The organism is Variovorax sp. RCC_210 (assembly GCF_041355175.1).
Classification (GTDB): domain Bacteria; phylum Pseudomonadota; class Gammaproteobacteria; order Burkholderiales; family Burkholderiaceae_C; genus Variovorax.
Window position 1 is genome coordinate 254,579 of sequence record NZ_JBFUPJ010000004.1, and the last position, 26,442, is coordinate 281,020.

Annotated in this window: 29 protein-coding genes; 21 read left to right on the forward strand and 8 right to left on the reverse strand. The window is 69.0% G+C overall.

Annotated elements, in window-relative coordinates; all coding sequences use genetic code 11:
* Positions 1 to 21 precede the first annotated feature (21 nt).
* The 3 genes from AB6807_RS16000 (at position 22) to AB6807_RS16010 (ending at position 3,447) form a co-directional block, all read left to right on the forward strand.
* Positions 22 to 744, forward strand: a complete 723-nt coding sequence (locus AB6807_RS16000; RefSeq protein WP_116911528.1) for a response regulator transcription factor — start codon at positions 22 to 24, stop codon at positions 742 to 744.
* 111 nt (positions 745 to 855) lie between these two features.
* Positions 856 to 2,058, forward strand: coding sequence for an ATP-binding protein (locus tag AB6807_RS16005; RefSeq protein WP_371085346.1), 1,203 nt, complete (start codon positions 856 to 858; stop codon positions 2,056 to 2,058).
* A gap of 141 nt (positions 2,059 to 2,199) precedes the next feature.
* On the forward strand, positions 2,200 to 3,447 hold the full coding sequence (locus tag AB6807_RS16010) for an O-antigen ligase family protein (protein ID WP_371085347.1): 1,248 nt from the start codon (positions 2,200 to 2,202) through the stop codon (positions 3,445 to 3,447).
* Positions 3,448 to 3,564: 117 nt separating this feature from the next.
* Here the strand turns inward: AB6807_RS16010 and AB6807_RS16015 are convergent, their stop codons facing one another.
* Entirely contained in the window at positions 3,565 to 3,774 is a 210-nt protein-coding gene (locus AB6807_RS16015) for a zinc-finger domain-containing protein (protein ID WP_093127844.1), read from the reverse strand.
* A 5-nt stretch (positions 3,775 to 3,779) separates the two neighbouring features.
* Positions 3,780 to 4,730 (reverse strand): branched-chain amino acid transaminase, encoded by a 951-nt coding sequence (locus AB6807_RS16020; protein ID WP_371085348.1) that lies wholly within the window; start codon positions 4,728 to 4,730, stop codon positions 3,780 to 3,782.
* A 140-nt stretch (positions 4,731 to 4,870) separates the two neighbouring features.
* Between AB6807_RS16020 and AB6807_RS16025 the strand changes: the two genes are divergently transcribed.
* Complete coding sequence (locus AB6807_RS16025; RefSeq protein ID WP_116911532.1) at positions 4,871 to 5,872, forward strand: recombination-associated protein RdgC; 1,002 nt, start codon at positions 4,871 to 4,873, stop codon at positions 5,870 to 5,872.
* Positions 5,873 to 5,905: 33 nt separating this feature from the next.
* Here AB6807_RS16025 and AB6807_RS16030 read toward each other — a convergent pair whose 3' ends face one another.
* Together AB6807_RS16030 and AB6807_RS16035 are read right to left on the reverse strand one after the other, a co-directional pair.
* On the reverse strand, positions 5,906 to 7,117 hold the full coding sequence (locus AB6807_RS16030; protein ID WP_371085349.1) for a M20 aminoacylase family protein: 1,212 nt from the start codon (positions 7,115 to 7,117) through the stop codon (positions 5,906 to 5,908).
* A gap of 58 nt (positions 7,118 to 7,175) precedes the next feature.
* Entirely contained in the window at positions 7,176 to 8,513 is a 1,338-nt protein-coding gene (locus AB6807_RS16035) for an MFS transporter (RefSeq protein WP_371085350.1), read from the reverse strand.
* Between the two features lie 203 nt (positions 8,514 to 8,716).
* Here AB6807_RS16035 and AB6807_RS16040 point away from each other — a divergent pair, with 203 nt between their 5' ends.
* Entirely contained in the window at positions 8,717 to 9,661 is a 945-nt protein-coding gene (locus tag AB6807_RS16040; protein ID WP_371085351.1) for a LysR family transcriptional regulator, read from the forward strand.
* A 44-nt stretch (positions 9,662 to 9,705) separates the two neighbouring features.
* Here the strand turns inward: AB6807_RS16040 and AB6807_RS16045 are convergent, their stop codons facing one another.
* On the reverse strand, positions 9,706 to 10,152 hold the full coding sequence (locus AB6807_RS16045) for a glycerate kinase (protein WP_371085352.1): 447 nt from the start codon (positions 10,150 to 10,152) through the stop codon (positions 9,706 to 9,708).
* Between the two features lie 147 nt (positions 10,153 to 10,299).
* Between AB6807_RS16045 and AB6807_RS16050 the strand changes: the two genes are divergently transcribed.
* Entirely contained in the window at positions 10,300 to 10,755 is a 456-nt protein-coding gene (locus AB6807_RS16050) for a hypothetical protein (protein WP_116911537.1), read from the forward strand.
* Positions 10,756 to 10,827: 72 nt separating this feature from the next.
* Here AB6807_RS16050 and radA read toward each other — a convergent pair whose 3' ends face one another.
* Positions 10,828 to 12,225, reverse strand: coding sequence for a DNA repair protein RadA (radA, locus tag AB6807_RS16055; protein WP_116911538.1), 1,398 nt, complete (start codon positions 12,223 to 12,225; stop codon positions 10,828 to 10,830).
* A 122-nt stretch (positions 12,226 to 12,347) separates the two neighbouring features.
* Between radA and hpaR the strand changes: the two genes are divergently transcribed.
* From hpaR to AB6807_RS16130, 15 genes are read left to right on the forward strand one after another with little or no spacing between them, the layout of a single operon-like run.
* A complete protein-coding gene (gene hpaR / locus AB6807_RS16060; protein ID WP_371085353.1) occupies positions 12,348 to 12,782 on the forward strand; it encodes a homoprotocatechuate degradation operon regulator HpaR in 435 nt (144 codons plus the stop codon).
* Positions 12,779 to 13,438 carry a fumarylacetoacetate hydrolase family protein gene (locus AB6807_RS16065; RefSeq protein WP_371085354.1) on the forward strand — a complete coding sequence of 220 codons (660 nt, stop codon included), beginning with the start codon at positions 12,779 to 12,781 and terminating at the stop codon, positions 13,436 to 13,438. Before hpaR ends, AB6807_RS16065 begins: the two co-directional genes overlap by 4 nt.
* On the forward strand, positions 13,435 to 14,217 hold the full coding sequence (locus tag AB6807_RS16070) for a fumarylacetoacetate hydrolase family protein (protein WP_371085355.1): 783 nt from the start codon (positions 13,435 to 13,437) through the stop codon (positions 14,215 to 14,217). Before AB6807_RS16065 ends, AB6807_RS16070 begins: the two co-directional genes overlap by 4 nt.
* On the forward strand, positions 14,214 to 15,677 hold the full coding sequence (gene hpaE / locus AB6807_RS16075) for a 5-carboxymethyl-2-hydroxymuconate semialdehyde dehydrogenase (RefSeq protein WP_116911542.1): 1,464 nt from the start codon (positions 14,214 to 14,216) through the stop codon (positions 15,675 to 15,677). Before AB6807_RS16070 ends, hpaE begins: the two co-directional genes overlap by 4 nt.
* Before the next feature lie 2 nt (positions 15,678 to 15,679).
* Entirely contained in the window at positions 15,680 to 16,648 is a 969-nt protein-coding gene (locus tag AB6807_RS16080) for a tripartite tricarboxylate transporter substrate binding protein (RefSeq protein ID WP_371085435.1), read from the forward strand.
* A 3-nt stretch (positions 16,649 to 16,651) separates the two neighbouring features.
* Positions 16,652 to 16,987 (forward strand): aromatic ring-opening dioxygenase subunit LigA, encoded by a 336-nt coding sequence (locus tag AB6807_RS16085; protein ID WP_371085356.1) that lies wholly within the window; start codon positions 16,652 to 16,654, stop codon positions 16,985 to 16,987.
* Positions 16,984 to 17,811, forward strand: a complete 828-nt coding sequence (locus AB6807_RS16090; protein ID WP_371085357.1) for an extradiol ring-cleavage dioxygenase — start codon at positions 16,984 to 16,986, stop codon at positions 17,809 to 17,811. The genes AB6807_RS16085 and AB6807_RS16090 overlap by 4 nt, the downstream gene beginning before the upstream one ends.
* Positions 17,812 to 17,827: 16 nt before the next feature.
* Positions 17,828 to 18,235: a 5-carboxymethyl-2-hydroxymuconate Delta-isomerase gene (locus AB6807_RS16095; protein WP_371085358.1), complete on the forward strand. Its 408-nt coding sequence runs from the start codon at positions 17,828 to 17,830 to the stop codon at positions 18,233 to 18,235.
* A 12-nt stretch (positions 18,236 to 18,247) separates the two neighbouring features.
* Complete coding sequence (hpaH, locus tag AB6807_RS16100; protein ID WP_371085359.1) at positions 18,248 to 19,051, forward strand: 2-oxo-hept-4-ene-1,7-dioate hydratase; 804 nt, start codon at positions 18,248 to 18,250, stop codon at positions 19,049 to 19,051.
* Positions 19,052 to 19,061: 10 nt separating this feature from the next.
* Positions 19,062 to 19,883, forward strand: a complete 822-nt coding sequence (hpaI, locus tag AB6807_RS16105) for a 4-hydroxy-2-oxoheptanedioate aldolase (RefSeq protein WP_116911548.1) — start codon at positions 19,062 to 19,064, stop codon at positions 19,881 to 19,883.
* Positions 19,884 to 19,904: 21 nt separating this feature from the next.
* On the forward strand, positions 19,905 to 20,378 hold the full coding sequence (locus AB6807_RS16110) for a nuclear transport factor 2 family protein (RefSeq protein ID WP_371085360.1): 474 nt from the start codon (positions 19,905 to 19,907) through the stop codon (positions 20,376 to 20,378).
* A 45-nt stretch (positions 20,379 to 20,423) separates the two neighbouring features.
* Positions 20,424 to 22,157 (forward strand): dihydroxy-acid dehydratase, encoded by a 1,734-nt coding sequence (gene ilvD / locus AB6807_RS16115; RefSeq protein ID WP_371085361.1) that lies wholly within the window; start codon positions 20,424 to 20,426, stop codon positions 22,155 to 22,157.
* A 36-nt stretch (positions 22,158 to 22,193) separates the two neighbouring features.
* Positions 22,194 to 23,186 (forward strand): Bug family tripartite tricarboxylate transporter substrate binding protein, encoded by a 993-nt coding sequence (locus AB6807_RS16120; protein WP_371085362.1) that lies wholly within the window; start codon positions 22,194 to 22,196, stop codon positions 23,184 to 23,186.
* An 18-nt stretch (positions 23,187 to 23,204) separates the two neighbouring features.
* On the forward strand, positions 23,205 to 24,005 hold the full coding sequence (locus tag AB6807_RS16125; protein ID WP_371085363.1) for a class II aldolase/adducin family protein: 801 nt from the start codon (positions 23,205 to 23,207) through the stop codon (positions 24,003 to 24,005).
* Positions 24,006 to 24,026: 21 nt separating this feature from the next.
* On the forward strand, positions 24,027 to 25,016 hold the full coding sequence (locus AB6807_RS16130) for a 2-dehydropantoate 2-reductase (protein ID WP_116911553.1): 990 nt from the start codon (positions 24,027 to 24,029) through the stop codon (positions 25,014 to 25,016).
* Here AB6807_RS16130 and AB6807_RS16135 read toward each other — a convergent pair.
* Both AB6807_RS16135 and AB6807_RS16140 read right to left on the reverse strand, forming a co-directional pair.
* A complete protein-coding gene (locus tag AB6807_RS16135; protein ID WP_371085364.1) occupies positions 24,958 to 25,272 on the reverse strand; it encodes a hypothetical protein in 315 nt (104 codons plus the stop codon). The genes AB6807_RS16130 and AB6807_RS16135 overlap by 59 nt on opposite strands.
* A gap of 33 nt (positions 25,273 to 25,305) precedes the next feature.
* Positions 25,306 to 26,442: a serine hydrolase domain-containing protein gene (locus tag AB6807_RS16140; RefSeq protein ID WP_371085365.1), complete on the reverse strand. Its 1,137-nt coding sequence runs from the start codon at positions 26,440 to 26,442 to the stop codon at positions 25,306 to 25,308.

Sequence of the window (26,442 nt, forward strand, 5' to 3'; positions counted from 1 at the left end):
GCTTGCTCCCTGTGGACGACCATGAAGCGCATGAGCACCCCCCAACTCCTGATGATCGAAGACGACGTCCGCCTGGCGCAGATGGTGGGCGAATACCTGACGCAGTCGGGCTTCGCCTTCAACCACGCCGCCGACGGCGCGAACGGCCTCGAGCAGCTGCAGCAGCACGCGCCCGACCTCGTGATCCTCGACCTGATGCTGCCCGACACCGACGGGCTCGAAGTGTGCCGCCGCATCCGCGCGCTGCCGGGCCCGATGTCCAAGGTGTCGGTGCTGATGCTGACGGCCAAGGGCGACCCGATGGACCGCATCATCGGCCTGGAGATCGGCGCGGACGACTACCTGCCCAAGCCCTTCGAGCCGCGCGAGCTGCTGGCGCGCATTCGCGCCGTGCTGCGCCGGCGCAGCGAGAACGCCACCGAGACCGAGGCCTCCACCGTGATGCGCTTCGGCACGCTGGAAATCGACCGCAACGCGCGCACCGTGTCGGTGGCCGGCGCGCTGGCCGACCTCACTTCCTACCAGTTCGACCTGCTGGTGGCCATGGCCGAGCGCGCGGGCCGCGTGCTCACGCGCGACCAGATCATGGAGGCCGTGCGCGGGCGCGAGCTCGAGGCCTTCGACCGCTCCATCGACGTGCACATGGGCCGCATCCGCGCGGCCATCGAGGTCGACGCGAAGAACCCCAAGCGCATCCTCACGGTGCGCGGCGTGGGCTACGTCTTCGCCAAGCAGCAAGACTAAGAAAATGTCAGCCCACCGGCTTTTCACTCGCTTCGCGCTGTGCAGTTCGCCCGCCCCCGAGGGCAAGGCGCGGCTCGCCTTGGGGCGGCCCGGCGGCGGCCGCCTCTTTTCATGATGCTGCGCAGCTTCTATTCACGCCACCTGTACGTGCGCATCTGGCTCGCGGTGGTGGGCGGCGTGGTCATCCTCACGCTGATGGCCAACTGGATCGTGCGCGAGGCGGCCGAAGCCGAGCGCGAGCGGCTGGCACCGGTGCCGCGCAACGTGGTGGTGCTGGACGCGCAAGACAAGCAGATCGGCGCGGGCACCGCGCTGCGCGTGCCCGGCCAGGGGCTGGAGTTCGACGTGACGCTGAGCGACGGCAAGTCGGTCACGCTGCGCGTGGCGCCGCGTGAACGGCCCACGGGCTCGGGCGGCTTCGCGCCGTGGCGCACGCCCTTCGGGCTGGGCTGGATGATCGCGCTGGTGGGCGTGGCGGTGGCGCTGGGCGTGTACCCGATCGTGCGGCGCATCACGCAGCGGCTGGAGTCGCTGCAGCGCGGCGTGCAGCGCTGGGGCGAAGGCGATCTCTCGGTGCGCGTGACCGAAGAAGGGCAGGACGAAGTGGCAGATCTCTCGAAACGATTCAACGCGTCGGCGCAACGCATCGAACAGCTGGTGCGCTCGCACAAGTCGCTGCTGGCCAACGCCTCGCACGAGCTGCGTTCGCCGCTCACCCGCATCCGCATGGGCCTGGAGCTGATGGGCGAACGCCCGAGCCAGTCGGCGCGCGAGGAAATCTCGCGCAACATCGGCGAGCTCGACCAGCTCATCGACGAGATCCTGCTGGCCAGCCGGCTGGACGCCAGCGAGGCCGACATGGGCACCATCGAGGCGGTCGACCTCACCGGCCTGGCCGCAGAGGAATGCTCGCAGGTGAACGCCGAGCTCGACCTGGCCGAAGGCACCGACAACGCCACCCTCACCGTGCCGGGCGTGTCGCGCCTGCTGCGCCGCGCCATCCGCAACCTGCTGGAAAACGCCCGCCGCTACGGCGCCGGCGAAATCGCGGTGGAGCTGGGCAGCGCCAACGGCTTTGCCACGGTGCGCGTGAACGACTGCGGCCCGGGCGTGCCGCCGGGGCTGCGCGAACGCATCTTCGAGCCGTTCTACCGGCTGCCCGGCGCCAGCGAGCGCAACGGCGGCGTGGGCCTGGGGCTGGCGCTGGTGAAGTCGATCGCCGAGCGGCACGGCGGCACGGTGCGCTGCGAAGACCGGCCGGGCGGCGGCGCGAGCTTCGTCATTCGCCTGCCGGTGGCGGCGCGCGGGCACTGAGCGGCACTGACCGGCACTGAGCCGGCACTGAGGGGCACCCAAGGCCACCGAAGGCCGCTGGACCGCCCGGGGCCAACGCCCTGCCGCACGCGGGGCCTCGGTCAGGTTGGCGCCGCGGGGCGCACCTAGAATTCCGCCCCTATGCAGAGATCGCACATCGTTCGGCCCGCGGCCATGTTCTGGGGGCTGGTGGTGTTCATGCCGGTCGGCGTCACCTACCTTTCAGCCATCTTGCTGCTGCTCACCCTGGTGGTGGCCGGCGACGGGCGCGAGCGCCTCGCGCGGCTGCGCGCCAACCCGCTGTGGTGGCCTGTGATGGCCTACCTGGCCTGGACGCTGCTGGTGCTGGCCTTCGGGCGGCACTACCCCGAGACCCCGTCCAACCTGTTCCACGGCATCCGCATCGGCCTCACGATATTGATGGCGATGGCGCTCACGCGCGAGGAAGCGCTGTGGGCGCTGCGCGGCTTCCTGCTGGCCGCGGCGCTGGGCGTGCTGCTGGTGGTGGCGTACTACGCCATCGGCTTTCCGCTGTGGTCGCCGCTGCGCGCGGTGGTCATGGAGGTGGGCAACAAGTCGATCAGCAACGCGCTGCTGTTCAGCGTGGTGGCCTCCACGGCCGCCGTGTGGGGCATTGCGCAAATCGCCGCGCACCGGCCGCTGCGCGCCATTCCGGCCTTCGTGCTGATGCTCGGGCTGGGCCTGGTGGTGGCGCTGCCGCTGACCTCGCGCACCTCGGTGCTTGCGCTGCTGCTGGTGGTGCCGGTGGTGTGCATCCACCAGTGGCGCAGCCACCTGAAGATGCTGGTGGGCGCGCTGGTGCTGGGCACCGTGGTGCTGGGCGCGGGGCTCTACCAGCTGCCGCAGCTGCAGCACAAGGTGGAGACCGGCGTGCAGGAAATCGAAGACGCGCAGAACGGCGCCGTGTTCCACGGCAGCTGGATCATTCGCTACTACATGTACCGCGACACCGGCCGCATGATCGCCGACCGCCCGCTCACCGGCTGGGGCATCGGCGGCTGGACCGAGCAGTGGCACAAGCGCGGCCCGGCGCTGTTCGCGGACTCGAACATGCCGCACAACGACTTCCTGTGGGTCGGCTCGCAGGGCGGGCTGCCGGCCCTGCTGAGCTTGCTGCTCATCATGGTCACGGCGGTGTGGCAGGCGTGGAAGCGCCGCGACATCGCGGGCCGCTACGCGCTGGCGGCCACGCTGATCGCGCTGATCGCGTCGAGCGTGAACTCGGCGCTGCGCGACGCGCAGATCGGGCTGGCGCTGCTGTGGATCGCCATGATCTACCTGCGGCTCGCGCAGGAGAAGAACGACCCGAATCCGTGGCGTGGCCTGCTGCCGTCGCGCCGCGTGGAATCGTTGACCCAACCAGGTTGATGGGCCGGCGGGGCTGGTAGGGCAGAGGGTCTGACGGACTGAAGGCGCCGCATTGCGCGGCGCCGTCTTTGCCCTCGCGCCCCGAGCCTCGAAGGGCTCAGGAACGCTGTCGCGCTTTCAGTGCCGCGACGACACCGTTTCACCCGCCTTCAGGCGGTACACCGTGCCGCAGTACGGGCACTTGGCTTCGCCGGTGCGCGCCACGTCGAGGTACACCTTCGGGTGGTTGTTCCAGAGCTTCATGTCGGCCTTGGGGCTGGGGCAGAACACGCCACCTTGATGATTGAGCTCCTTGGCCAGGAGTTCGACGACTGCATTGGTGGACATGGGATTCAGACTTTCGTGAGCCAGTGGGCGTACTTGGGGTTCTTGCCGTTCACGATGTCGAAGAAGGCAGACTGGATTTTCTCGGTGATGGGGCCGCGCGAGCCGCCGTCGCCGCGGTTGCCGATCTCGATGCGGTCGAGCTCGCGGATGGGCGTCACTTCGGCGGCGGTGCCGGTGAAGAAGGCCTCGTCGGAAATGTAGACCTCGTCGCGCGTGATGCGCTTTTGCACCAGCTCCAGGCCCAGGTCCTTGCAGATGTGCAGGATGGTGTTGCGCGTAATGCCGTTGAGCGCGCCGGCCGACAGGTCGGGCGTGTACACCACGCCGCCCTTGACCACGAAGATGTTCTCGCCCGCGCCCTCGGACACGAAGCCGCTCGCGTCGAGCAGCAGCGCCTCGTCGTAGCCGTCGTCCAGCGCTTCCATGTTGGCCAGGATCGAGTTGGTGTAGTTGCTCACCGACTTGGCCTGCGTCATCGTGATGTTGACGTGGTGGCGCGTGTAGCTGGAGGTCTTCACGCGGATGCCGCGCTTCAGGCCCTCTTCGCCGAGGTAGGCGCCCCACGACCAGGCCGCGACCATGGCGTGGATCTTGTTGCCCTTGGGGCTCACGCCGAGCTTCTCGGAGCCGATCCAGATCAGCGGGCGCAGGTAGCAGCTTTCGAGCTTGTTCTCGCGAACGACCTGCTTCTGCGCTTCGTTCAGCTGCTCTTGCGTGAACGGGATCTTCATGCGCAGGATCTTGGCGCTGTTGAACAGGCGCTCGGTGTGCTCGGCCAGGCGGAAGATGGCCGTGCCCTCGGGCGTCTTGTAGGCGCGCACGCCCTCGAAGGCGCCGCAACCGTAGTGCAGCGTGTGGCTCAGCACGTGGATCTTGGCGTCGCGCCAGTCCACGAGTTCGCCGTCCATCCAGATCTTGCCGTCACGGTCGTCCAGCGAGGGGGGGATCGAGCTCATTTCCTGATTCCTTTGGGAGCGGTGGGGTGCGACCGGGGGCAGTCGCAAAAGCTTTCGATTTTAAGGCGCAGCCCGCGGCCGTGCTCCTGCAGGGTGCCCGACAATGGTTGGTTGTCCAAACCAGTGGAAAAAGGGTTTCCGTGTCCGTATTCAAGAACGTCATCGTCTATCGCATCGAACCTGCCTGGTCCCAAACACTGGCCGAGGCGGAAGAAGGGCTCGCCAAGCAGCGCTTCGTGCCGTGCGGCCCCTCGCAGGAAAAGTCCGCCGGCTGGGTCGAGCCCCGCGGCGAAGCCAACGGCCCGTTGGTCGAATCCATCGACGGCCAGTGGCTGGTCGAGTACATGATCGAAAGCAAGCAGGTCCCCGGCTCGGTGGTGCGACGCAAGCTCGACGAGCGCTGCGCCAGCATCGAGGCCACCACCGGCCGCAAGCCCGGCAAGAAGGAAAAGAAGGACCTGAAGGAAGACATCACGCTGGAGCTGCTGCCCATGGCCTTCACCCGCAGCGCGCGCGTGACGGTGTGGATCGACAAGGCCGAGAACCGCCTGGTGATCAACAGCGGCAACGCCACGCGCGCCGACGAGGTGGTCACCAGCCTGGTGAAGTCGCTCGACGGCTTTGCCGTGGCGCTGGTCAACACGCAGATCGAGCCGGCCGCCGCCATGGCCAACTGGCTGCTCACGCAGGAGCCGCCGGCCGGCTTCAGCATCGACCGCGAGTGCGAGCTCAAGGCCTCCGACGACTCCAAGGCCGTGGTGCGCTACGCCAAGCACGCGCTGGACATCGACGAGGTGAAGCAGCACATCACCGACGGCAAGCGCCCCACGCGCCTGGCGCTCACCTGGGACGACCGCGTGTCCTTCGAGCTCACGCAGGGCATGCTGATCCGCAAGATCACCTTCCTCGAAGGCACGGGCGACGGCGCCTCCGGTGGCAAGAAGGAAGACAACTTCGACGCCGACGTGGCCATCGCGACCGGCGAGCTCGGCCAGCTGGTGCCGGCGCTGCTCGACGCGCTGGGCGGCGAAGCGGCGTTCTCCGCGGCCCCGCCCGACGACACGGTCAAGCCTGCTGCGAAGGCACCGACGACCACGACGCCGGCCGATGCGCCCGAAGAGGAAGAAGACGCGCCGTTCTGAAGCGCATTGTTCTGACGCGCCTTCGATGAACGCTCAGGCGACCAGGTAGGTCTGCGCCAGCCGCACCCAGCACGCGGCGCCCAGCGGCAGCACCTGGTCGTTGAAGTCGTAGCCCGGGTTGTGCACCATGCAGCCCCCGAACTCGCCCTCCCCGTTGCCCAGCAGCAAATAGCAGCCCGGCAACGCGTCGAGCATCCAGGCGAAGTCTTCGCTGCCCGCGAAGCCCTTGGGCGCCTGCGTGACGACGTTCTCCTCGCCCACCAGCTCGGCGCACACCTGCGCGGCCAGTTGCGTCTCGGCCGCGGTGTTGACCACCGGCGGCACCAGCTGGCGGTAGTCGATCTCGGCCTGCACGCCGTGCGCCTGCGCGGTGAAGTCGACGATCTCGCGGATGCGCTGCTCCACCAGCGCGCGCGTCTCGGGCCGCGCCGCGCGCACGTTCAGGCCCAGCGACACCGACTGCGGAATCACGTTGTGCGTGGCCCCGCCGCGAATGAAGCCCACCGACACCACCGCCGTGTCGTCGGGCGCCACGTTGCGTGCCACCACGGTCTGCAGCGCGGTGACGATGGCCGCGGCCGCGGCGACCGGGTCGCGCGCGCGGTGCGGCATGGCGCCATGCCCGCCCACGCCCTTGATGGTGACGTCGGCCACGTCGGACGACAGCGTCACCGGCCCCTCGATGGCCAGCATCGTGCCCACCGGCACGCCGGGCGCGTTGTGCAGCGCGTACACCGCGTCGCAGGGAAAGCGCTCGAACAGGCCGTCGGCGATCATCGCGCGCGCGCCGCACAGGTTCTCTTCGTCGGGCTGGAAGATCAGGTTCAGCGTGCCGTCGAAGTTGCGCGCCTTCGCCAGTGCCTTCGCGGCCGCCAGCAGGATGGCGGTGTGCCCGTCGTGCCCGCAGGCATGCATGCGGCCCGCGTTGCGGCTCGCGTACGGCAGGCCGGTGGCCTCGGTGATGGGCAGCGCGTCCATGTCGGCGCGAATGCCCAGGCTGCGCGTGCCCTTGCCCAGCTTCAGCTGCGCGACGATGCCGGTCTTGCCGATGCCGGTGTGCACCGCGTAGCCCCAGCTGCGCAGCAGGTTCGCGACCAGCTCGCTGGTGGCGCTCACCTCGAAGCCGAGCTCGGGGTTGGCGTGGATCTGCCGGCGAATGTCGACGAAGGCCTGCGTGTCAACGTCGGCCTGGGGCAGCAGGCGCGACAGTAGCTTGGTGGTCTGGGGGCTGAGTTCGCGGGTCATGAAAGAAATCCGTTGCGATGAAGGTGAAAAAGGCGGGCCAGGGGGCGGCGTTCGCGCATCAGGCCGTCTTGCGCTCGCGCAGGCTCAGCAGCGCGACCAGGCTCAGCACGCCGCAGACCATCATGTAGAAGGCCGGCGACAGCGGGTTGTCGGTCTTTGCCAGCAGCCAGGTCACGATGAACTGCGACGAGCCGCCGAAGATGGTCACGCCCACGCTGTAGATCACCGAGATGCCGCTGGCGCGCACGCCGGCCGGCAGCATCTCGAGCAGCATCAGGAACATGGGCGTGGTGCCGATGTTGACGCTGGCCGTCAGCAGCGCCGACAGCGCCAGCACCAGCGGCACGCTCGGGTAGTGGCTGATGAGCCAGAACACCGGCACCACCGCGACCACGCTGAACAGCAGCGAGCCGATCACCAGCGGCTTGCGATTGGGCAGCCGGTCGGCCAGGCGCCCCGCCACCAGCGACACCACAAACAGCGTGATGCCCGTGACGCAGCCCGACAGCAACGACAGCGACGGCGGCATGTGCAGCACGCGGATCATGTAGGTGGGCATGAAGAACACCACCAGGTACATCGTGGCCGTGCCCGCGGTGGTGGCCAGGATGCCCTTGAGCACCGTGCCGCCGTGCGCGCGCAGCAGGCGCCCCACGGGGCTGGACTCGTGGCGCTCGGCAACGTGCGTCTCGTCGAGGTTGGCGCGAATGTAGAGGCCCACCGGCGCGATCAGCAGGCCGAGCAGGAACGGCAGGCGCCAGCCCCAGCTCTCCAGCGAGGCCTGCGGCAACGCGGCGTACAGCGCGGCGCCCGTGAGCGCGCCCAGCAGCGCCGACACGCCCTGGCTCGCGAGCTGCCAGCTCACGCGAAAGCCGCGGCCCTTCACGCCGCCGGCCTCCATCAGCATGGAGGTGGCCGCGCCCACTTCGCCGCCGAGCGAAAAGCCCTGCAGCAACCGGCCGGCCACGATCATCAGCGAGCCGAACACGCCGGCCGACGCATAGGTCGGCGCGAACGCGATGCACAGCGTGCCCAGCACCATGAGGCCGATGGTCAGCGTCATGGCGGCCTTGCGGCCCTTGCGGTCGGCGTAGTTGCCGATGATCACGCCGCCCAGCGGGCGCATCACGAAGCCGATGCCGAAGGTGGCCACCGCCAGCAGCAGCGAGCCGTAGGCGCTGTCGGAGGGAAAGAACAGCTTGCCGATCAGCAGCGCGAAGAAGCTGTAGACGGTGAAGTCGTACATCTCCAGCGCGTTGCCCAGCGAGCAGGCCGCGATCAGGCGGAACTGGCTCTGCGGTGCCTTCGCCCGGGCGGCACTGGTGGCGTTGGATGCGCCGGCGGCGCTGGACGCAGAACCCCCGATCGGGCTTGCAGGCAAGGTGGCTTCGCTCATCTAATGTCTCCACGAACAGGTTGCGCAGGTGCCCGGCAGGGCCCTTTGCGGCGGAGTATTCAGGCAAAGCGCAGCAGCGAAGAATCACAAATTTTCATGCCGATAACCAAACGGAATCCCCGACAGAAAGAGCCCTTCGGCACCATCGGGAGAACCACCAAGACGGCGTTTTCGCGCCCCTTTTTCGAGAACGCGGCACCACGATGAAGCTGCAACAGTTGCGCGTCCTGCTGGCCGTGGCCCAGCACGGCAGCATCCACGAGGCCTCGCGCAGCCTGCACACCACGCAGCCCGCGCTGTCCAAGACCATCTCGGAACTGGAGCGCGAACTGGGTGTGACGCTCATGTCGCGCTCCACGCGCGGCGTGAGCCTGACGGCCTACGGCGTGGCGCTGGTCAAGCGCGCGAGCCTGGTCGAGCAGGAACTGCGGCATGCGCTGGAAGACATCGAGGCGATTCGCGGGCACGACGAGGCGCAGCTGAACATCGGCTTCACCGCCGTGGCGTCGAGCGGGCCGCTGCCCGATGCGATGGCGTCGTTCAGGCAGCGCTTTCCCAATGTGGCGATGCGCTGCTTCGAGCTGCGGCCGCAACAGATCTTCGAGGGGCTGCGCGAGGGGCGGCTCGACCTGGGGCTGATTTCCACCTGCAACGGGCCGGGCACCAACGCCTTTCAGTGGGAGCCGTTGTTCTCGGTGGCCATGCACCTGTCGGTGCGCGCGGGCCATCCGCTGCGGCGGGTGCGCAAGCTGCAGCCGCTGCTGGACGCCGACTGGCTGGTGCTCGACCCGATCGACGACGCGGGCAGCCCGCTGGTCAGCACGATGCAGATGCACGGGCTCGAGATGCCGCGGCGCATGGTGCAGAGCGCGTCGAACCTGCTGGGCCTGCAGCTGGCCACGCAGACCGACATGATCAGCATGTGGTCGGACTTCGTGTTCCACGGCGCGGGGCCGCTGCGGCTGCAGCCCGGCCTGCTGGAGAAGTTGCCGATCACCGACGCGCTGCCCGACTTCGACGTGTTCCTGGTCTACCGGTCGGCCGACCTGATGACGCATGCGTGCGCGGAATTCGCCAAGGAGGCGCGGCACCAGGCGAAGGCGAACCCTCCGTGGCGCCAGCCCGGGCGCAAGGCGCGCGGGGGGTGAAGCGCCCGGGGTAAAGCGCTCGGGGGAAAGCGCTCGGGGTTCGATCAGGCCGCGGGGGTCTGCGTGTGGTCGTCGGCCGTGGTGCCGCCGTCCGTGTCCGGCCGCGTCATGGCCCAGCTCTGCAGCTTGCCGCCGTTGAACACGGCGTCGACATAGGAGCCGCCGCCGTCGGTCCAGCGGTACAGCTCGGGCTGTTCGTCCTTGGGCGAGCGCAGTTCGCCCAGGGCGTGGGTCATGGCGATCACGTGCATCAGCGTGGCGCCGGGCTTGAGCTTGGCGTTGAGCATCACGGCGCTGCCCACGTAGCCCACGGGCCGGTCGGCGGCGCGCTTGAGCACCTGCATGGCGCGGTTGAAGTGCAGCAGCAAGAACATCACGATGGCGCCGGCAGCCAGGGCAACGCCGCCCCAGCCGCCGCTGCGCCAGGCCAGCCCCAGGAGAAGGATGGCGCCCACGGGCACCAGAAATTTCTTGAAATTCATGGCGCGCATTGTCGCCGCCCGCAGCAAACGGCCGAAGTAGCAGCCCCTACTACCTCCGGGCGCGCAAGACGGTACTCGGGGCGAAATGCGAGGCCCCCGGTAGCGCCGGCGGGCACATTTGCTTCACGGGCATCAGCCCGGGCCACCCAGAAGCGTATGACCATTCCGCGTTCCGTCACATTCGTTCGTCTCACCCTCGTCGCCGCGCTCGCGGGCACCGCGCTCAGCGGCTGCTACGTGGTACCGCTCGGGCAACCCGCTCCCGCGGTGCCCTCCTCGCAGTCTTATGCCGTCGCGCCGGGTCCGGTGGCGCAGACCTTCAATGCGCGGCTGTACCCGTCGAACCCGGAGGCCGCGCGCTACGGCGCCGTCGCCGGCACGGTGACCAACGACATGAACGGCCGCGGCCACTTCAACGCACAGATCGGCGGCGAACAGTTTCAGGGAGAGGCAACCCGGGTCGCAGGCTCGCGGGGCACCGGCGTGGCGAATGCCACCGGCAGCCGCGGCGGCAACCTGAGTTGCCAGTACACGATGAACTCGGCCACGTTGGGCAGCGGGCAATGCGTGCTCAACAGCGGACCGGCGTTCACGATGCACATCGGGGGGTAGGAGGGAGGGTAGGCCCGGCGCGCCACGGTGCGCCGGGTCGTTTTTTTCCGCCCCCGCCAGCCACGCATCAGGTCAATCGAGGCGGCGGACCACGTCCATCGCTTCCTCGATGCGGTCGACGGCATGGATCGTCAGCCCTTCGATTTCCTTCGCGCCCTTCTTGGGCGCGTTGGCCTTGGGAACCACCGCCACGCTGAAGCCCAGCTTGGCGGCCTCGCGCAGGCGCTCCTGCCCGCGCGGCGCCGGACGCACCTCGCCGGCCAGGCCCACCTCGCCGAACGCGATGAAGCCCTTGGGCAGCGGCTTGCCGCGCAGGCTCGAGGTAATGGCCAGCATCACGGCCAGGTCGGCCGCGGGCTCGCTGATGCGCACGCCGCCCACCGCGTTGACGAACACGTCCTGGTCCATGCAGGCCACGCCCGCATGGCGGTGCAGCACGGCCAGCAGCATCGCGAGTCGGTCGCGGTCCAGGCCCACCGACAGGCGGCGCGGGCTGGGCCCGCCGTTGTCGACCAGCGCCTGGATTTCCACCAGCATCGGCCGCGTGCCCTCCAGCGTGACCAGCACCACGCTGCCGGGCACCGGCTCGGAATGCTGGCTCAGGAAGATGGCGCTCGGGTTGGTCACGCCCTTCAGGCCGCGCTCGGTCATGGCGAACACGCCGATCTCGTTGACCGCGCCGAAGCGGTTCTTGATGGCGCGCACCAGCCGAAAGGTCGAATGCGTTTCGCCTTCGAAGTACAGCACCGTGTCCACCATGTGCTCGAGCACGCGCGGACCCGCGAGCGCGCCCTCTTTCGTCACGTGGCCCACCAGCACCACGGCCGTGCCGCTGGTCTTGGCGAAGCGCGTGAGGTGGGCCGCGCATTCGCGCACCTGTGCCACCGAACCGGGGGCGGAGGTGAGCTGGTCGGAGTACACCGTCTGGATCGAGTCGATCACCGCGATCGCCGGGCGCGTGGCGTCGAGCGTGGCGATGATCTTCTCGAGCTGGATCTCGGCCAGCACCTGCACCTGCGAGTGGTCGAGCCCGAGCCGCTTGGAGCGCAGCGCCACCTGCGAGCCGCTTTCCTCGCCCGTGACATAGAGCGCGTTCTGCCCCGCGCGCTGCAGCGCATCGACCGCCTGCAGCAGCAGCGTCGACTTGCCGATGCCGGGGTCGCCGCCGATGAGCGTCACCCCGCCCGAGACGATGCCGCCGCCCAGCACGCGGTCGAGTTCGTCGAGCCCGGTGGGCGTGCGCGCGACATCGGTCGCCTCGATGTCGGACAGCGTCGTGAGCTCCGACGCGCCCGCCAGCGACGCGAACTGCGTGCCGAAGCGGTTGTTGGCCGGGCCGCCGCCCGCGCCTGCGCCGGCCGCCTGTTCGACGAGGGTGTTCCATGCACCGCAACTCGGGCATTTGCCCAGCCACTTGGGGCTGGTGCCGCCGCATTCACTGCAGACGAAAAGTGTTTTGTCCTTGGCCATGCGACGAGTTTAGGTGTCCGCACAAACCCTGATACGCGGCGTCTTGGAAAGAAAGCGCCAATCATTTAACATGTTAAGTAATTCGGGCAATCCTCGACAGCCCGGCGAAAAGAGACAAGCCCTTGAGCACCACGTTCACGCACCGCAATTTGCCGCGCCTGCTGCTGCAGGCCCGCGAAGCCGTGATGGCCCACACCCGGCCCAGCCTGCGCGAGCACGCGCTGTCCGACCAGCAATGGCGCGTGCTGCGCGTGCTGGGCGAGCACGGCGCGGTCGACACCGGCCGGGTGGCGCGCGAGGCCTTCATTCTCGGGCCCAGCCTCACCGGCGTGCTCGCGCGCATGGAGCGCGACAACCTCATCACCCGCGCGCGCGACCCCGCCGACCAGCGCCGCACCGTGGTCGAGGCCACGCCGCACGGCATGAAGCTGGTGAAGCGGCTGGGCAGCAGCATCGAGGCGCACTACGACTGGATGGAACAGTCGATGGGCAAGGTCAAGCTCACGCAGCTGTACGGGCTGCTCGACGAACTCATCGCACTGGAGCAACCCTCATGAACGGCATGGCCCACTACCTTCCGAGCGGCACCGTGTACGGCACGCTGCTCAACTTCGACGCCGAGGTGCAGGCGCTCGCGCCGCAGATGACGCAGCCGCCCTACAAGGCACCGCCCCAGGCCCCCGTGCTCTACGTGAAGACGGCCAACACCTGGAGCCCGCACGGCAGCGCCATCGCGGTGCCCGCGGCCGTGCCCGAGGTGGAAATCGGCGCGAGCATCGGCATGGTGATCGGCGCCGAGGGCGACGTCGAAGGCTTCGTGCTGCTGAACGACCTGTCGATTCCGCATGCGAGCTTTTTCCGCCCGCCGGTGAAGTTCAAGTGCGTCGACGGCTTCCTGGGCATCGGCGCGGCACTGCGCGACGCGCAGGAGGTGGCCGACCCCGCGGCGTTCCGCGTCGAGGTGCGCGTCAACGGCGAGCTGAAGCAGTCGCTCGACTTCTCGCAGCTCGTGCGCCCCGCGCGGCAATTGCTGGCCGACGTGGGCGAGTTCATGACGCTGGCGCACGGCGACGTGCTCATGCTGGGCTGCGGCCCCGGCCGGCCGCTGGCCCGCGCGGGCGACCGCATCGACATCTCTGCGCCGGGCTTCGAGACCCTCACCAACACGCTGGTCGACACCCTGGTCAATACGCCGGTGAAGGAAACCGCATGAAGCACGCACGCGTCATCTTCGAGGGCCGCGAACACACCGGCACCGCGCACGAGTTCGACGGCCAGCCCGACGCGGCCGTGCGCCTGGACGACGGCCGCGTCGTGCCGCAGCACCAGCTCACCTGGCTGCCGCCGCTCGCGCCCACGCCGCGCCCGCGCACCATCCTCGCGCTGGGCCTGAACTACGCCGACCACGCGAAGGAGCTCGAGTTCAAGGCACCCGAAGAACCCTTGGTGTTCGTCAAGGGCCAGAGCGCGCTCATCGGCCACCGCCAGCGCACGCACCGCCCGGGCGGCGTGAAGTTCATGCACTACGAATGCGAGCTCGCCATCGTCGTCGGCAAGACAGCGAAGCACGTGAAGCGCGACGACGCGTACGACTTCATCGGCGGCTACACGGTGGCCAACGACTACGCCATTCGCGACTACCTGGAGAACTGGTACCGCCCCAACCTGCGCGTGAAGAACCGCGACACCTGCACGCCGCTGGGCCCGTGGTTCGTGGACGCGGCCGATGTGCCCGACCCGATGTCGCTCGCGCTGCGCACCACCGTCAACGGCCAGGTCACGCAGCAGGGCAACACGCGCGACATGATCTTCGACGCGCCCTTCCTCATCGAATACTTCAGCCGCTTCATGACGCTGTCGCCGGGCGACCTGATCCTCACCGGCACGCCCGACGGCGTGGTCGATTGCCAGCCGGGCGACGTCGTCGTCACCGAGATCGAGCGCATCGGCGCGCTCATGAACACCATCGAGACCATCCAAGGACAAGCATGAGAGTCGATCACCTGATCAACGGCAAGAGCGTTGCCGGCACCGCGTACTTCGAGACAGTCAACCCCGCCACGCAAGAGGTGCTGGCCGAGGTCGCCTCCGGCGGCGAGGCCGAGGTGAACGCGGCCGTGGCCGCCGCGAAGGAAGCCTTTCCCAAGTGGGCCGGCATGCCCGCGCCCGAGCGCGCCAAGCTCATTCGCAAGCTCGGCGACCTGATTGCCGCGAACGTGCCCGAGATCGCGCAGACCGAAACCAACGACTGCGGCCAGGTCATCGCGCAAACGGGCAAGCAGCTGGTGCCGCGCGCGGCCGACAACTTCTACTACTTCGCCGAGATGTGCACCCGCGTGGACGGCCACACCTACCCCACGCCCACGCACCTGAACTACACGCTGTTCCACCCGGTGGGCGTGTGCGCGCTCATCAGCCCCTGGAACGTGCCCTTCATGACGGCCACCTGGAAGGTCGCGCCCTGCCTGGCCTTCGGCAACACGGCGGTGCTGAAGATGAGCGAGCTGTCGCCGCTCTCGGCCGCGCGCCTGGGCGAGTTGGCGCTCGAAGCCGGCATTCCGCCCGGCGTGCTGAACCTGGTGCACGGCTACGGCAAGGAAGCCGGCGAGCCGCTGGTGGGCCACCCCGACGTGCGCGCCATTTCGTTCACCGGCTCCACCGCCACCGGCAACCGCATCGTGAAGAGCGCGGGCCTGAAGAAGTTCAGCATGGAGCTGGGCGGCAAGAGCCCCTTCGTGATCTTCGACGACGCCGACCTCGACCGCGCGCTGGATGCGGCCGTGTTCATGATCTTCAGCAACAACGGCGAGCGCTGCACCGCGGGCTCGCGCATCCTGGTGCAGCAGTCGATCTACGCGGACTTCGCCGCGAAGTTCGCGGAGCGCGCCAGGCGCATCACCGTGGGCGACCCGCTGGACGAGAAGACCATCGTCGGCCCGATGATCTCGCAGGCCCACCTGGCCAAGGTGCGCAGCTACATCGAGCTGGGCCCGAAGGAAGGCGCCACTTTGCTGTGCGGCGGCCTCGAAGGCCCGGCCAACCTGCCCGATCGCGTGAAGAAGGGCAACTACGTGGTGCCCACCGTGTTCGCCGACGTCGACAACCGCATGAAGATCGCGCAGGACGAGATCTTCGGCCCCGTGGCCTGCCTGATTCCGTTCAAGGACGAGGCCGACGCCATCCGCCTGGCCAACGACATCCAGTACGGCCTGAGCAGCTATGTGTGGACCGAGAACATCGGCAAGGCGCACCGCGTGGCCGCCGCCGTGGAGGCAGGCATGTGCTTCGTCAACAGCCAGAACGTGCGCGACCTGCGCCAGCCCTTCGGCGGCACCAAGGCCTCGGGCACGGGCCGCGAAGGCGGCACCTGGAGCTACGAAGTGTTCTGCGAGCCGAAGAACATCGCGGTGTCGATGGGCTCGCACCATATTCCGCACTGGGGCGTGGCGTGAGCATGCAACGACGCGCGCTGCTGCGAGGCGCAGCCGCAGTCGTGGCATCGCCTGTGCTCGCGCGTGCGCAGGGCACTTGGCCGAGCAAGCCGATCCGCGTGATCGTGCCCTTCACGCCCGGCGGCACCACCGACTACGTCGCGCGCCTCGTGGGCGTGGAGCTGTCGAAGGCGCTGGGCCAGAGCGTGATCGTCGACAACAAGCCCGGCGCGGGCACGGTGATCGGCGTGGACGCCGCGGCCAAGGCCGCGCCCGACGGCTACACCTTCGTCTGCGTGGCCAACAGCTTCGCGGCCAACCAGACGCTCATTCGCAAGCTGCCCTACGACACCCGCAAGGACCTGCGCCCGGTCGCGCTCATGGGCATGTCCGAGCACGTGCTGGCCACGCACCCCCGCAGCGGCCTGAAGACGCTGGCCGACCTGCGCGACCAGGCCAAGGCCAGGCCCGGCACGCTGAGCTTCGCCTCCTTCGGCAACGGCACCTCGGCGCACCTCTCGGGCGAGATGCTGAAGCTGCAGATGGGGCTGGACATCGTGCACGTGCCCTACAAGGGCCAGGGCCCGGCGCTCACCGACCTGCTAGGCGGGCAGGTGACGATGATGTTCGGCAACTGGCCCGAGTTCCGCAGCCACGTCGAAAGCGGCAAGCTCGTCGCGCTCGGCATGGCGACCGCGCAGCGCTCGCAGTACGCGAGCGCCATACCCACGTTGGCGGAACAGGGCGTGCCCATAGAGTCCAATTCGTGGAACGGCCTGCTGGCGCCCGCCGGCACGCCCGATGCCATCGTGCAACGCGTGAACGCCGAGGTGAACCGCGCGCTCGCGGGGCCCGTGGTGACCGAGGCCTTCCACAAGGGCGGCATCGCGTCGCTGTCGGGCACGCCGGAGCGCTTCGCGGACTTCATCCAGAGCGAGATCGCAAAGTACGGCGACGTGATCCGCAAGGCCAACATCCAGGTGGAGGGCTGACGCATGAGCCTCTATGCGATGCAGAAGTTTCTGTTCGCGCTCAACCGCGAGCCGGAGGTGCAGCGCCGCTACGCTGAAGGCGGCGACGCGCGCGCGGCCTTGCTGGGTGCCTACGATCTCAACGACGAAGAGCGCGAAGCCATCAGCACTGGCAACGTCGGCAAGCTCTACGTGCTCGGCTGCAACGGCCAGCTGCTGATGCACTTCGCGCCGCTGCTCGGCATTGCATGGGCCGACTACCTCGAAGCCATGCGTGAAGGCGTGCGCAAGTACGGCCCGGTGCGCGCCGGCATCTACGCAATGACAACCGGAACCGACGAGAAAGTGGCAGGCGTATGAGTCTGGTATTCGCAGGCGTGTGCAGCCACGCCCCCGGCATCACGGGCCGCGCCCATCTGGCCGACCCGGAAGTCAAGGACGAGTTCCACGCGCAGTTCCATCGCTTCGGCGAGGCCATGCGCGCGACCAAGCCCGACGCGGTGATCGTCATCGCGGCCGAGCACTTCGCGAACTTCTTCATGAACAACATGCCGGCCTACGCCATCGGCATGGCCGACAGCTACGAGGGCCCGATCGAAGACCCGAATTGGCTGGGCATCGGCAAGCACACCATTCCCGGCGACGCCGCGCTCGCGCAGCGGCTGATCCGCGAGGTGATGCAGACGGTGGACGTGGCCTACGCGGAAGAGTGGAAGTTCGACCACGGCATCATGGTGCCGCTGAACTTTTTGACGCCGGCGTTCGACACCAAGGTCATTCCCGTGAACATCAACTGCCAGGGCCCGCCGCTCACGCCGCTGCACCGCGCGTGGGCCTTCGGCGAGGCGCTGCGCCGTGCCTGCGACAAGGCGCCCGAGCGCATCGCGCTGGTGGGCACGGGCGGCATCTCGCACTGGCCGGCCACGCCCGACTCGGGCAAGGTCAACGCCGAGTGGGACGCCGAGTTCATGCGCCGCTGGTGCGCCAACGACCGCGAGGCGCTGCTGTCGCAGGCCGACTACAACGACGAGGCCACCTACCGCGAAGCGGGCCAGGGCGGCTTCGAGATACGCACCTTCCTGAGCGTGGCCGCGGCCGCGCGCGGCAAGGGCGAGATCTTTCACATGAAGGCCATTCCGATCTTCGCGGTGACCTGCACCGCGGCGACGATGTCCATCGAATGACCCACGGGAACCGCCCATGCCGCACCTGGTGATCCTCTACACGCCGAACATCGAGGCCGAGACCGACGTGTCGGCCCTGTGCCGCACGCTGGCCGACACCATGCTCGCGCAGCGCGACGAGGCCGACAAGCCGGTGTTCCCCATCGGCGGCACGCGCGTGCTGGCCTACCCCGCCGCGCACTACGCGGTGGCCGACGGCCAGGCCGACTACGCCTTCGTGTACCTCAACCTGCGCATGGCTGCGGGCCGCTCCGAGGCGGTGAAGAAGAAGGCCGGCGACGACCTGCTGAGCACGGTGCGCGCGCACTTCGCGCCCCTCTTCGACCAGCGCCACATCGGCATCACGCTGCAGATCGACGAAAGCCCCGGGCAGGTGTACGACGGCAAGCACAGCAACCTGCACCCCCTGTTCAACAAGACCTGAGCGAAGGCCCCCATGCTCTCTTCCGACACCATTGCCAAGCTGGCCGCAGAGCTGCACGAAAGCGAGAAGTCGCGCGTGCAGGTCGAGCACTTCTCCAAGCGCTTCCCCGAGATGACCATCGAAGACGGCTACGCCATCTCGCGCGAATGGGTGAAACACAAGATCGCCGAGGGGCGCATCGTGAAGGGCCACAAGATCGGCCTGACCTCGCGCGCCATGCAGCAGTCCAGCCAGATCGACGAACCCGACTACGGCACGCTGCTGGACGACATGTTCTTCGTGCAGGGCGGCGACATTCCGTTCCAGCGCTTCATCGCGCCGCGCGTCGAGGTGGAGCTGGCCTTCGTGCTCGGCAAGAAGCTGCAGGGGCCGAACGTGACCATCTTCGACGTGCTGGCCGCCACCGACTACGTGGTGCCGGCCATCGAGATCATCGACGCGCGCATCGAGCAGTTCGACCGCCACACCAAGGCCCCGCGCAAGGTGTTCGACACCATTGCCGACAACGCGGCCAACGCCGGCATCGTGATGGGCGGGCGCCCGGTGAAGCCCGACGCGGTCGACCTGCGCTGGGTGAGCGCGCTGCTCTACAAGAACGGCGTGATCGAGGAATCGGGCGTGGCCGCGGCCGTGCTCAACCACCCCGCCACCGGCGTGGCCTGGCTCGCGAACAAGCTCGCGCCGTGGGACGAATGCCTGGAGGCCGGCGAGGTGGTGCTGGGCGGCTCGTTCACGCGGCCCACCACCGCCGTGCCGGGCGACACCTTCCATGCCGACTACGGCCCGCTCGGCGCCATCGCCTTTCGCTTTGTCTGAAAAGAAACCCATGCACACACCCCTCAACACCTTCAAGCAGGCCCTGCAGGCGGGCAAGCCCCAGATCGGCCTGTGGGTCGGCCTGGCCGACGGCTACGCGGCCGAGATCCTGGCGGGCACGGGCTACGACTGGCTGCTGGTCGACGGCGAGCACGCGCCCAACGACGTGCGCTCGGTGCTCGCGCAGCTGCAGGCCATTTCCAGCGCATGGTCGGCGCAGCCCGAGGCCGAGCGCTCGCAGCCGGTGGTGCGCATTCCGGTGGGCGACACCACGCTCATCAAGCAGTACCTGGACATCGGCGCGCAGACCATCCTGGTGCCCATGGTCGACACGGCCGAGCAGGCCGCGCGGCTGGTGCAGGGCATGCGCTACCCGCCCGAGGGCATCCGCGGCATGGGCAGCGCGCTGGCGCGTGCCTCGCGCTGGCAGGCCTACCCCAACTACCTGCACGAGGCCAACGCGCAGACCTGCCTGCTGGTGCAGGCCGAGACGGTGGAGGCGATGAAGAACATCGACGCCATCGCGGCCACGCCGGGCGTGGACGGCGTGTTCATCGGCCCGGCCGACCTGTCGGCGTCGATGGGCTTCGTGGGCCAGCCCAACCACCCCGAGGTGCAGGCTGTGATCGCCGACGCGGTCGCGCGCATCCTGAAGGCCGGCAAGGCGCCGGGCATCCTGTCGACCACCGAGGAGCAGGCGCGCAAGTGGCTCGCGGCGGGCGCGCTGTTCGTGGCGGTGGGGGTGGACACGATCGTGCTGGCGGCGGCGGCGAAGCAGCTGCTGGCGAAGTACAAAGGCGCGCCAGGCGCAGCGTCGCCCAGCGGCTACTGAATTTCCACACCGGAGCCCCTCATGCAACGCACGACCCTCGCGGCCCTCGCCGCCGCAGCCACCCTCTTCCTCGCCGCCTGCGCCCCCATGGGCGCCGGCAAGCCGCAAGGCGCCACCGCCCAGCAGGAAGCCAACCGCCAGGCCGTGCTCGCCTTCTACGAGAAGGGCCTGAACCAGAAGGACGCCGACGCGGCCCTGCAGTACGTGGGCAACCGCTACGTGCAGCACAACCCCACGGCGGCCGACGGCCCCGAGGGCTTTCGCAAGTTCATCGGCTTCCTGCGCGAGAAGTTTCCCAAGTCGCACAGCGACATCAAGCGCAGCTTCGTCGACGGCGACTACGTGATCCTGCATGTGAACGCGGTGCGCGAGCCGGGCACGCGCGGCAGCGCCATCGTGGACATCTTCAAGCTGGAGAACGGCAAGATCGTCGAGCACTGGGACGTGGTGCAGCCGGTGCCCGAGACGGCCGCGAACGCCAACACGATGTTCTGACCCTCCGCAGACAAAGCCAGCAGCCATCCACGCACAGCCAGCCGAATGACCACGCCCACCGACCCCACCAAGCGCTTTCGCTCCGCCACCATCCGCGAGGGCACCATCCGCGCGACCACGCGCAGCTTCCTGCACGCGCTGGGCCAGGACGACGAGGACATCGCGCGCCCGCACATCGGCGTGTTCCACACCGGCGGCGAAATGAGCCCGTGCAACCTCAACCTGCGCGAGCAGGCGCAGCACGCCAAGACCGGCATCTACGCGGGCGGCGGCACGCCGCACGAGTGCCCGGTGGTGTCGATCAGCGACGGGCTCACCATGGCGCATTCGGGCATGCGCTTCTCGCTGATCTCGCGCGAGCTTATCGCCGACAGCGTGGAGGCATCGACGCGCGGCCACCAGTGGGACGGCATCTTCGCCATCGGCGCGTGCGACAAGAACCTGCCGGGGCTGATGATGGGCATGGTGCGCTGCAACGTGCCCAGCGTGTTCGTGCACGGCGGCTCGGCCTTGCCGGGCCAGATGCCCGGCCCCGACGGCCGCGACCTGAACGTGGTCGATACCTACGAGACCATCGGCAAGGTGCTGGCCGGCACGGCCACCCCCGACGAGCTCGACGCCATGAGCCGCGCCTGCCTGCCCACGGCCGGCGCCTGCGCGGGGCAGTTCACGGCCAACACCATGGGCATGGTGTCGGAGGCACTGGGCCTGGCGCCCATCGGCTCGAGCATGGTGCCGGCGGTGTTCAGCGAACGCGCGCCGCTGATGCGCCGCGCCGCGAAGACGCTGATGAAGGCGGTGATGGGCGACAGCCCGCTGCCGCGCGACATCGTCACGCGCAAGGCGCTGGAGAACGCCTGCGCGGTGGTGTCGGCCACGGGCGGCTCCACCAACGCCGCGCTGCACCTGCCGGCCATCGCGCACGAGGCGGGCATTCAATTTCACCTGGACGACGTGGCCGAGGTGTTCGCGCGCACGCCGCTCATCGCCGACCTGCGCCCGGGCGGCCAGTACCTGGCGCGCGACGTGTTCTACATCGGCGGCGCGGGCGTCATCCTGCGCACGCTGCTGGAGCAGGGCTTCCTGCACGGCGACGCGCTCACCTTCACCGGCCGCACCATGGCCGAGGAGCTGGCCGGCGCGCTGGCGCCCGACGGCCGCGTGGTGCGCGAGGCGGGCAACCCGATCACGCGCGACGGCGGGCTGGCGGTGCTCAAGGGCAACCTGTGCCCCGACGGCGCGCTGCTGAAGACGGCGGGACTGAAGGGCCTGGTGTTCCGCGGCCCGGCGCGCGTCTTCGACTCGGAAGAACAGGCGCAGGCCGCCGTGCAGAACCGCCGCTACGAACCCGGCGACGTGATCGTGATCCGCAACGAAGGCCCCAAGGGCAGCCCCGGCATGCGCGAGATGCTGGGCATTACCGCCCTGCTCTACGGCCAGGGCATGGGCGACAAAGTGGCGCTGCTGACCGACGGCCGCTTCTCGGGCGCCACGCGCGGCCTGTGCATCGGCTACGCCGGGCCCGAGGCGGCCGACGGCGGCCCGATTGCGGCGCTGCGCGACGGCGACATGATCGCCATCGACGCGCGGGCCGAGGCGCGCAGCATCTCGGTGGAGCTGACCGCGCAGGAAATCACGTCGCGCCTGGCCGGACGTGAGGTAAACGCGGGGGCGCCGCGCGGGGGTTTGTTGGAAAAATACGCGCTCACCGTGCGCCCTGCCCATCAGGGCGCCGTGACCCACTCGGGCGCGGTCACCTGGCTGCGCGACGAGTCGTGAGTTTTTTCACAACAACGTCCCGGAGCGAGACCCATCATGACTTTCACCCGTCGCCAGATCCTGCAGACCACCAGCGCATCGGCCTTGATGGCCAGCCTTGGCCAGAACGTCTTCGCGCAAGCGACGACGCTTGAAACCGCCACCATCGTCACCGGCTTCGCGGCCGGCGGCACGTCGGACACCACCTGCCGGCGCCTGGCGCTGAAGCTGAGCCCCGAGTACGCCAGGACGGCGGTGGTCGAGAACCGCACCGGCGCGGGCGGCCAGATTGCCGTGAGCTACGTGAAGGGCCGCCCGGCCGACGGCAGCACCATCCTGCAGACGCCGACCTCCATCCTCACGATCTACCCGCACATCTACAAGAAGCTGCCGTACGACCCGATGGTCGACATCACGCCCGTGAGCCTGGCCTGCATCTTCGACTTCGGCTTTGCCGTGGGCCCGGCCGTGCCGGCCAGCGTGAAGAGCGTGCCCGAGTTCCTGGCCTGGGCCAAAGCGAACCCGGACGGCGCCAACTTCGGCTCGCCGGCCGCCGGCTCCACGCCGCACTTCATCGGTGCGCTGCTGGGCAAGAAGGGCGGCGTGGAGCTCAAGCACGCGGCCTACCGCGGCACGCAGCCGGCCATGCTCGACCTGCTGGGCAGCAACATCTCGGCGGTGTCGGGGCCCATCGGCGACATCACGCAGCACCTGCAGTCGGGCAAGGTGCGCATCCTGGGCGTGTCGGGTGCCAAGCGCAGCCGCTTCGCGCCCGATGTGCCCACCTTCGGCGAGCAGGGCATCCAGGACATGGCGCACAGCGAGTGGTTTGCCTTCTTCCTGCCGGCCAAGGCCTCGCCGGAGCTGGTGACCCGGCTGAACACCGCCATGAAGAACGCGCTGGCGCAAAAGGACGTGATCGACGGCCTCGGCACGTTCGGGCTGGAAGCGATGTCTTCCACGCCCGCCGAGCTGGCCGCGCTGCTGAAGAAAGACACCGCCAAGTGGGCGCCGATCGTGAAAGAGGTCGGCTTCACCGCGGAAGGCTAAACACATGAAGGAACTGCCATGAACACACTCGCCACGCCCGCGCCGTCGTCCACATCGGCGCTGGTCCATCCCTCGATCCACCCCGACGAGCGCACCGCGCGCGAGGAGCTCGCGGCCTGCTACCGCGTGTTCGCGATGCTGGGCTGGGTCGAGATGATCTACAACCACATCACGGTGCGGCTGCCCGACAGCGTGACCGGTGGCGAGAAGCAGTTCCTCATCAACCCCTTCGGCCTGCACTACAGCGAGGTGACGGCCAGCAACCTGGTGAAGATCGACCTGCAGGGCAAGGTGCTCGACGGCTCGACCTGGCCGGTGAACCCGGCCGGCTTCGTGGTGCACGCGGCCATCCACGACGGCCTGCCCGGCGCGCACTGCGTGATGCACACCCACACCACGGCCGGCGTGGCCGTGGCCTGCCTGCAGGGCGGCCTGCAGCAGACCAATTTCTATACCGCGCAGCTGCACGGCATGGTGGCGTACCACGACTTCGAGGGCATCACCATCCACGCCGACGAGGGCCCGCGGCTGCTGAAGAGCATCGGCGAGCGCAACGCCGTCATCCTGCGCAACCACGGCCTGCTGGCCTGGGGCCAGACGCTGCCGCAGACCTTCGCCATTCTCTGGACGCTGCAGCGCGCCTGCGAGATCCAGATGGCCACCTTCTCGATGGGCGCCGCCATTCCGGTGAGCGAAGACATCGCGCAGCGCTGCACGCGCGACGCGCTGCAGTTCAGCCCCGAACACGGCGCGGGGCAGGACGTGTTCAACGCGCTCGTGCGCCAGGTCGACCGCATCGACCCCTCCTACCGCAACTGAACCCCTGGACCCCTGAACCCCATGAAGATTTGCATCTACGGTGCCGGCGCCATCGGCGGCTGGATCGGTGTCGGCCTGGCGCAGGCAGGCCAACGGCTCAACGTGGTGGCGCGCGGCGCCACGCTTGAAGCGCTGCAGCGCGACGGCCTCTCGCTGGTGCGCGGCGGCACGGGTGGCGACGTGCGCACGCGCGTGCCCGTGCACGCGGTGGCCGACCCGGCCGAGCTCGGCGTGCAGGACCTGGTGGTCATCGCCGTGAAGGCGCCCGCGCTGGCCGGCGTCGCCGAGCGCATCGGCCCGCTCATCGGTGCCGACACCCTCGTGCTGGTGGCCATGAACGGCGTGCCGTGGTGGTTCCTGGAGGGTGGCTTCGGCGGCGAGATCACCGGCCACCGCCTGGCCGCGGTGGACCCCGAGGGCGCCATCGCCAAGGCCATTCCGTCGCGCAACGTGATCGGCTGCGTGGTGCACGCGAGCTGCTCGCTCGACGGGCCGGGCGTGGTGCGCCACCACTTCGGCAACGGGCTGATCGTGGGCGAGCCTTCGGGCGAGGCCACGCCGCGCGTGCAGAAGCTGGTCGAGCTGCTGAAAAGCACCGGCATCGACACCACGCTGTCGCCGCAGATCCAGAAGGACGTGTGGTTCAAGCTGTGGGGCAACATGACGGTGAACCCCATCAGCGCGCTCACCGGCTGCACCACCGACCTGATCATGGGCGACGACTACGTGCGCGGCTTCATCTCGGCGGTGATGCTGGAGGCCAAGGAAATCGGCCGGCGCATCGGCATCGAGATCACCCAGAGCCCCGAAGACCGCCATGCCATCACGAAGAAGCTGGGGGCGTTCAAGACCTCGATGCTGCAGGACGTGGAGGCCGGTCGCTCGGTGGAACTCGACGCGCTGGTGACGGTGGTGCGCGAGCTGGGCGAGCTCACCGGCGTGGCCACGCCGTTCACCGATGCGCTGCTGGGGCTGGCGCGGCTGCGCACGCGGCAGCTCGGGTTGTACTGATTGCCCGGGGAGCATTGCTCAGCGTGCGCGTCACCACCACCTGCGCACCCACCTGCTGCAGCGTGAAGCGAAAGTAGAAGCTGCCGACCTCGACCAGCACGCGCTGGATGTCGATGTGCAGGCGGTCTTCGAGCACCGTGAAGTACATGAAGTCTTCCGGGTCCTCGGGCGTGCCGAAGCAGTCGAGTGAAGTACCCTGCGGGCTGCCGTGCCGGGCCAGGATCGGGGAGAGAAGCGCGGGATCCTTGATGTCCATGAGGCTTTTCAGGGTTTCGGTCCTGGGTTCGTTTCAGGCCAGCGCGCGCCGGATGGCGGCCACGGCCCGCAGCGTGCGCGCGGTCGCGATGGCATCGATGGGCTGGTTCTGCGACGACAGCTTGGCAATGACCAGCTCGCTGCGCGGGTCGACGAACAGATGCTGCCCGTGGATGCCCATGGCGAACAGCATGCCCGGCGCATCGTCGACCACGTACCAGCCGCTGCGGTAGCGCATCTTCATGCCCGCGAAGCCAGCGGCGAACTCGCCCTGGTTCCAGGCCGCGGCGTCACCGCCTTGCCACGTGTCGTCGATCCAGGCGGCGGGCACCACGGCGCGGCCGTCGGCGGCGCGCCCCTGCTGCAGCACCAGCCAGCCCACGCGCGCCAGGTCGCGCGCCGTGGCGCACAGGCCGCCGGTGCAGCGGGCCGCGCCCTTGGCGTCGACGGTGATGCAAGCCGCGTCTTCCGCGCCCATGGGCACCCACAGGCGCTCGCTGGCGATGGTGGCGAAGGGCTGGCCGGCCGCGCGCTCCATGACCAGCCCGAGCAGGTCGGTGTTGGCCGACGTGTACTTGAACGGGCCGCCGTGCGGCGCGTGCGTGGCCGTGGTGGTCTCGAAGAAACTGCGCAGGTCCGAAGGCGGCTCGCCGGGGGCGGGCGGCTCCCAGCCGGTGGCGGCGCGGTAGGCCTCGGCGGCCTGCGCGTCGAGCACGACGCCGGTGCGCATGTCGAGCAGTTGGCGCACCGTGGCGCCCTCGAAGGCGGTGCGCGCGAGCTCGGGAACGACGGCCGACACCGGCGCCTCCACATCGAGCAGCCCCGCGCCGTGCAGCGCGCCGGCCACCAGGCCCACCACCGACTTGGTGGCCGACATGAGGATGTGCGGCGTGTGCGCCGCCATGCCCGCGTCGTAGAACTCGTGCACCACGCGGCCCTTGTGCATCACGACCAGGGCGTCGGTGCGGGTGAGCTGCTGGAACTCGGCGAGGTCCAGCGCGGCGATGTCGGTGGGGAAAGGCGCGGCGCCAGCCGGGTCGTTGGCGATGTCCGCCACCGGCATGAGTTCGCGCACGTGCTGGAAGGCCCAGGTGCTGTGCGGCCGGGTGCGCCAGTTGGCGAGGGTCGCGCGGTCTGGCGCGGCGGAGGTTGCTTCGGTCGAAAGGTCCAT

Coding starts and splice junctions, on each gene's coding strand:
- AB6807_RS16000 (WP_116911528.1), top strand. CDS start 22: ATGAAGCGCATGAGCACCCCCCAACTCCTGATGATCGAAGACGACGTC.
- AB6807_RS16005 (WP_371085346.1), top strand. CDS start 856: ATGATGCTGCGCAGCTTCTATTCACGCCACCTGTACGTGCGCATCTGG.
- AB6807_RS16010 (WP_371085347.1), top strand. CDS start 2,200: ATGCAGAGATCGCACATCGTTCGGCCCGCGGCCATGTTCTGGGGGCTG.
- AB6807_RS16015 (WP_093127844.1), bottom strand. CDS start 3,774: ATGTCCACCAATGCAGTCGTCGAACTCCTGGCCAAGGAGCTCAATCAT.
- AB6807_RS16020 (WP_371085348.1), bottom strand. CDS start 4,730: ATGAGCTCGATCCCCCCCTCGCTGGACGACCGTGACGGCAAGATCTGG.
- AB6807_RS16030 (WP_371085349.1), bottom strand. CDS start 7,117: ATGACCCGCGAACTCAGCCCCCAGACCACCAAGCTACTGTCGCGCCTG.
- AB6807_RS16035 (WP_371085350.1), bottom strand. CDS start 8,513: ATGAGCGAAGCCACCTTGCCTGCAAGCCCGATCGGGGGTTCTGCGTCC.
- AB6807_RS16040 (WP_371085351.1), top strand. CDS start 8,717: ATGAAGCTGCAACAGTTGCGCGTCCTGCTGGCCGTGGCCCAGCACGGC.
- AB6807_RS16045 (WP_371085352.1), bottom strand. CDS start 10,152: ATGCGCGCCATGAATTTCAAGAAATTTCTGGTGCCCGTGGGCGCCATC.
- AB6807_RS16050 (WP_116911537.1), top strand. CDS start 10,300: ATGACCATTCCGCGTTCCGTCACATTCGTTCGTCTCACCCTCGTCGCC.
- radA (WP_116911538.1), bottom strand. CDS start 12,225: ATGGCCAAGGACAAAACACTTTTCGTCTGCAGTGAATGCGGCGGCACC.
- AB6807_RS16065 (WP_371085354.1), top strand. CDS start 12,779: ATGAACGGCATGGCCCACTACCTTCCGAGCGGCACCGTGTACGGCACG.
- AB6807_RS16070 (WP_371085355.1), top strand. CDS start 13,435: ATGAAGCACGCACGCGTCATCTTCGAGGGCCGCGAACACACCGGCACC.
- hpaE (WP_116911542.1), top strand. CDS start 14,214: ATGAGAGTCGATCACCTGATCAACGGCAAGAGCGTTGCCGGCACCGCG.
- AB6807_RS16080 (WP_371085435.1), top strand. CDS start 15,680: ATGCAACGACGCGCGCTGCTGCGAGGCGCAGCCGCAGTCGTGGCATCG.
- AB6807_RS16085 (WP_371085356.1), top strand. CDS start 16,652: ATGAGCCTCTATGCGATGCAGAAGTTTCTGTTCGCGCTCAACCGCGAG.
- AB6807_RS16090 (WP_371085357.1), top strand. CDS start 16,984: ATGAGTCTGGTATTCGCAGGCGTGTGCAGCCACGCCCCCGGCATCACG.
- AB6807_RS16095 (WP_371085358.1), top strand. CDS start 17,828: ATGCCGCACCTGGTGATCCTCTACACGCCGAACATCGAGGCCGAGACC.
- hpaH (WP_371085359.1), top strand. CDS start 18,248: ATGCTCTCTTCCGACACCATTGCCAAGCTGGCCGCAGAGCTGCACGAA.
- hpaI (WP_116911548.1), top strand. CDS start 19,062: ATGCACACACCCCTCAACACCTTCAAGCAGGCCCTGCAGGCGGGCAAG.
- AB6807_RS16110 (WP_371085360.1), top strand. CDS start 19,905: ATGCAACGCACGACCCTCGCGGCCCTCGCCGCCGCAGCCACCCTCTTC.
- ilvD (WP_371085361.1), top strand. CDS start 20,424: ATGACCACGCCCACCGACCCCACCAAGCGCTTTCGCTCCGCCACCATC.
- AB6807_RS16120 (WP_371085362.1), top strand. CDS start 22,194: ATGACTTTCACCCGTCGCCAGATCCTGCAGACCACCAGCGCATCGGCC.
- AB6807_RS16125 (WP_371085363.1), top strand. CDS start 23,205: ATGAACACACTCGCCACGCCCGCGCCGTCGTCCACATCGGCGCTGGTC.
- AB6807_RS16130 (WP_116911553.1), top strand. CDS start 24,027: ATGAAGATTTGCATCTACGGTGCCGGCGCCATCGGCGGCTGGATCGGT.
- AB6807_RS16135 (WP_371085364.1), bottom strand. CDS start 25,272: ATGGACATCAAGGATCCCGCGCTTCTCTCCCCGATCCTGGCCCGGCAC.
- AB6807_RS16140 (WP_371085365.1), bottom strand. CDS start 26,442: ATGGACCTTTCGACCGAAGCAACCTCCGCCGCGCCAGACCGCGCGACC.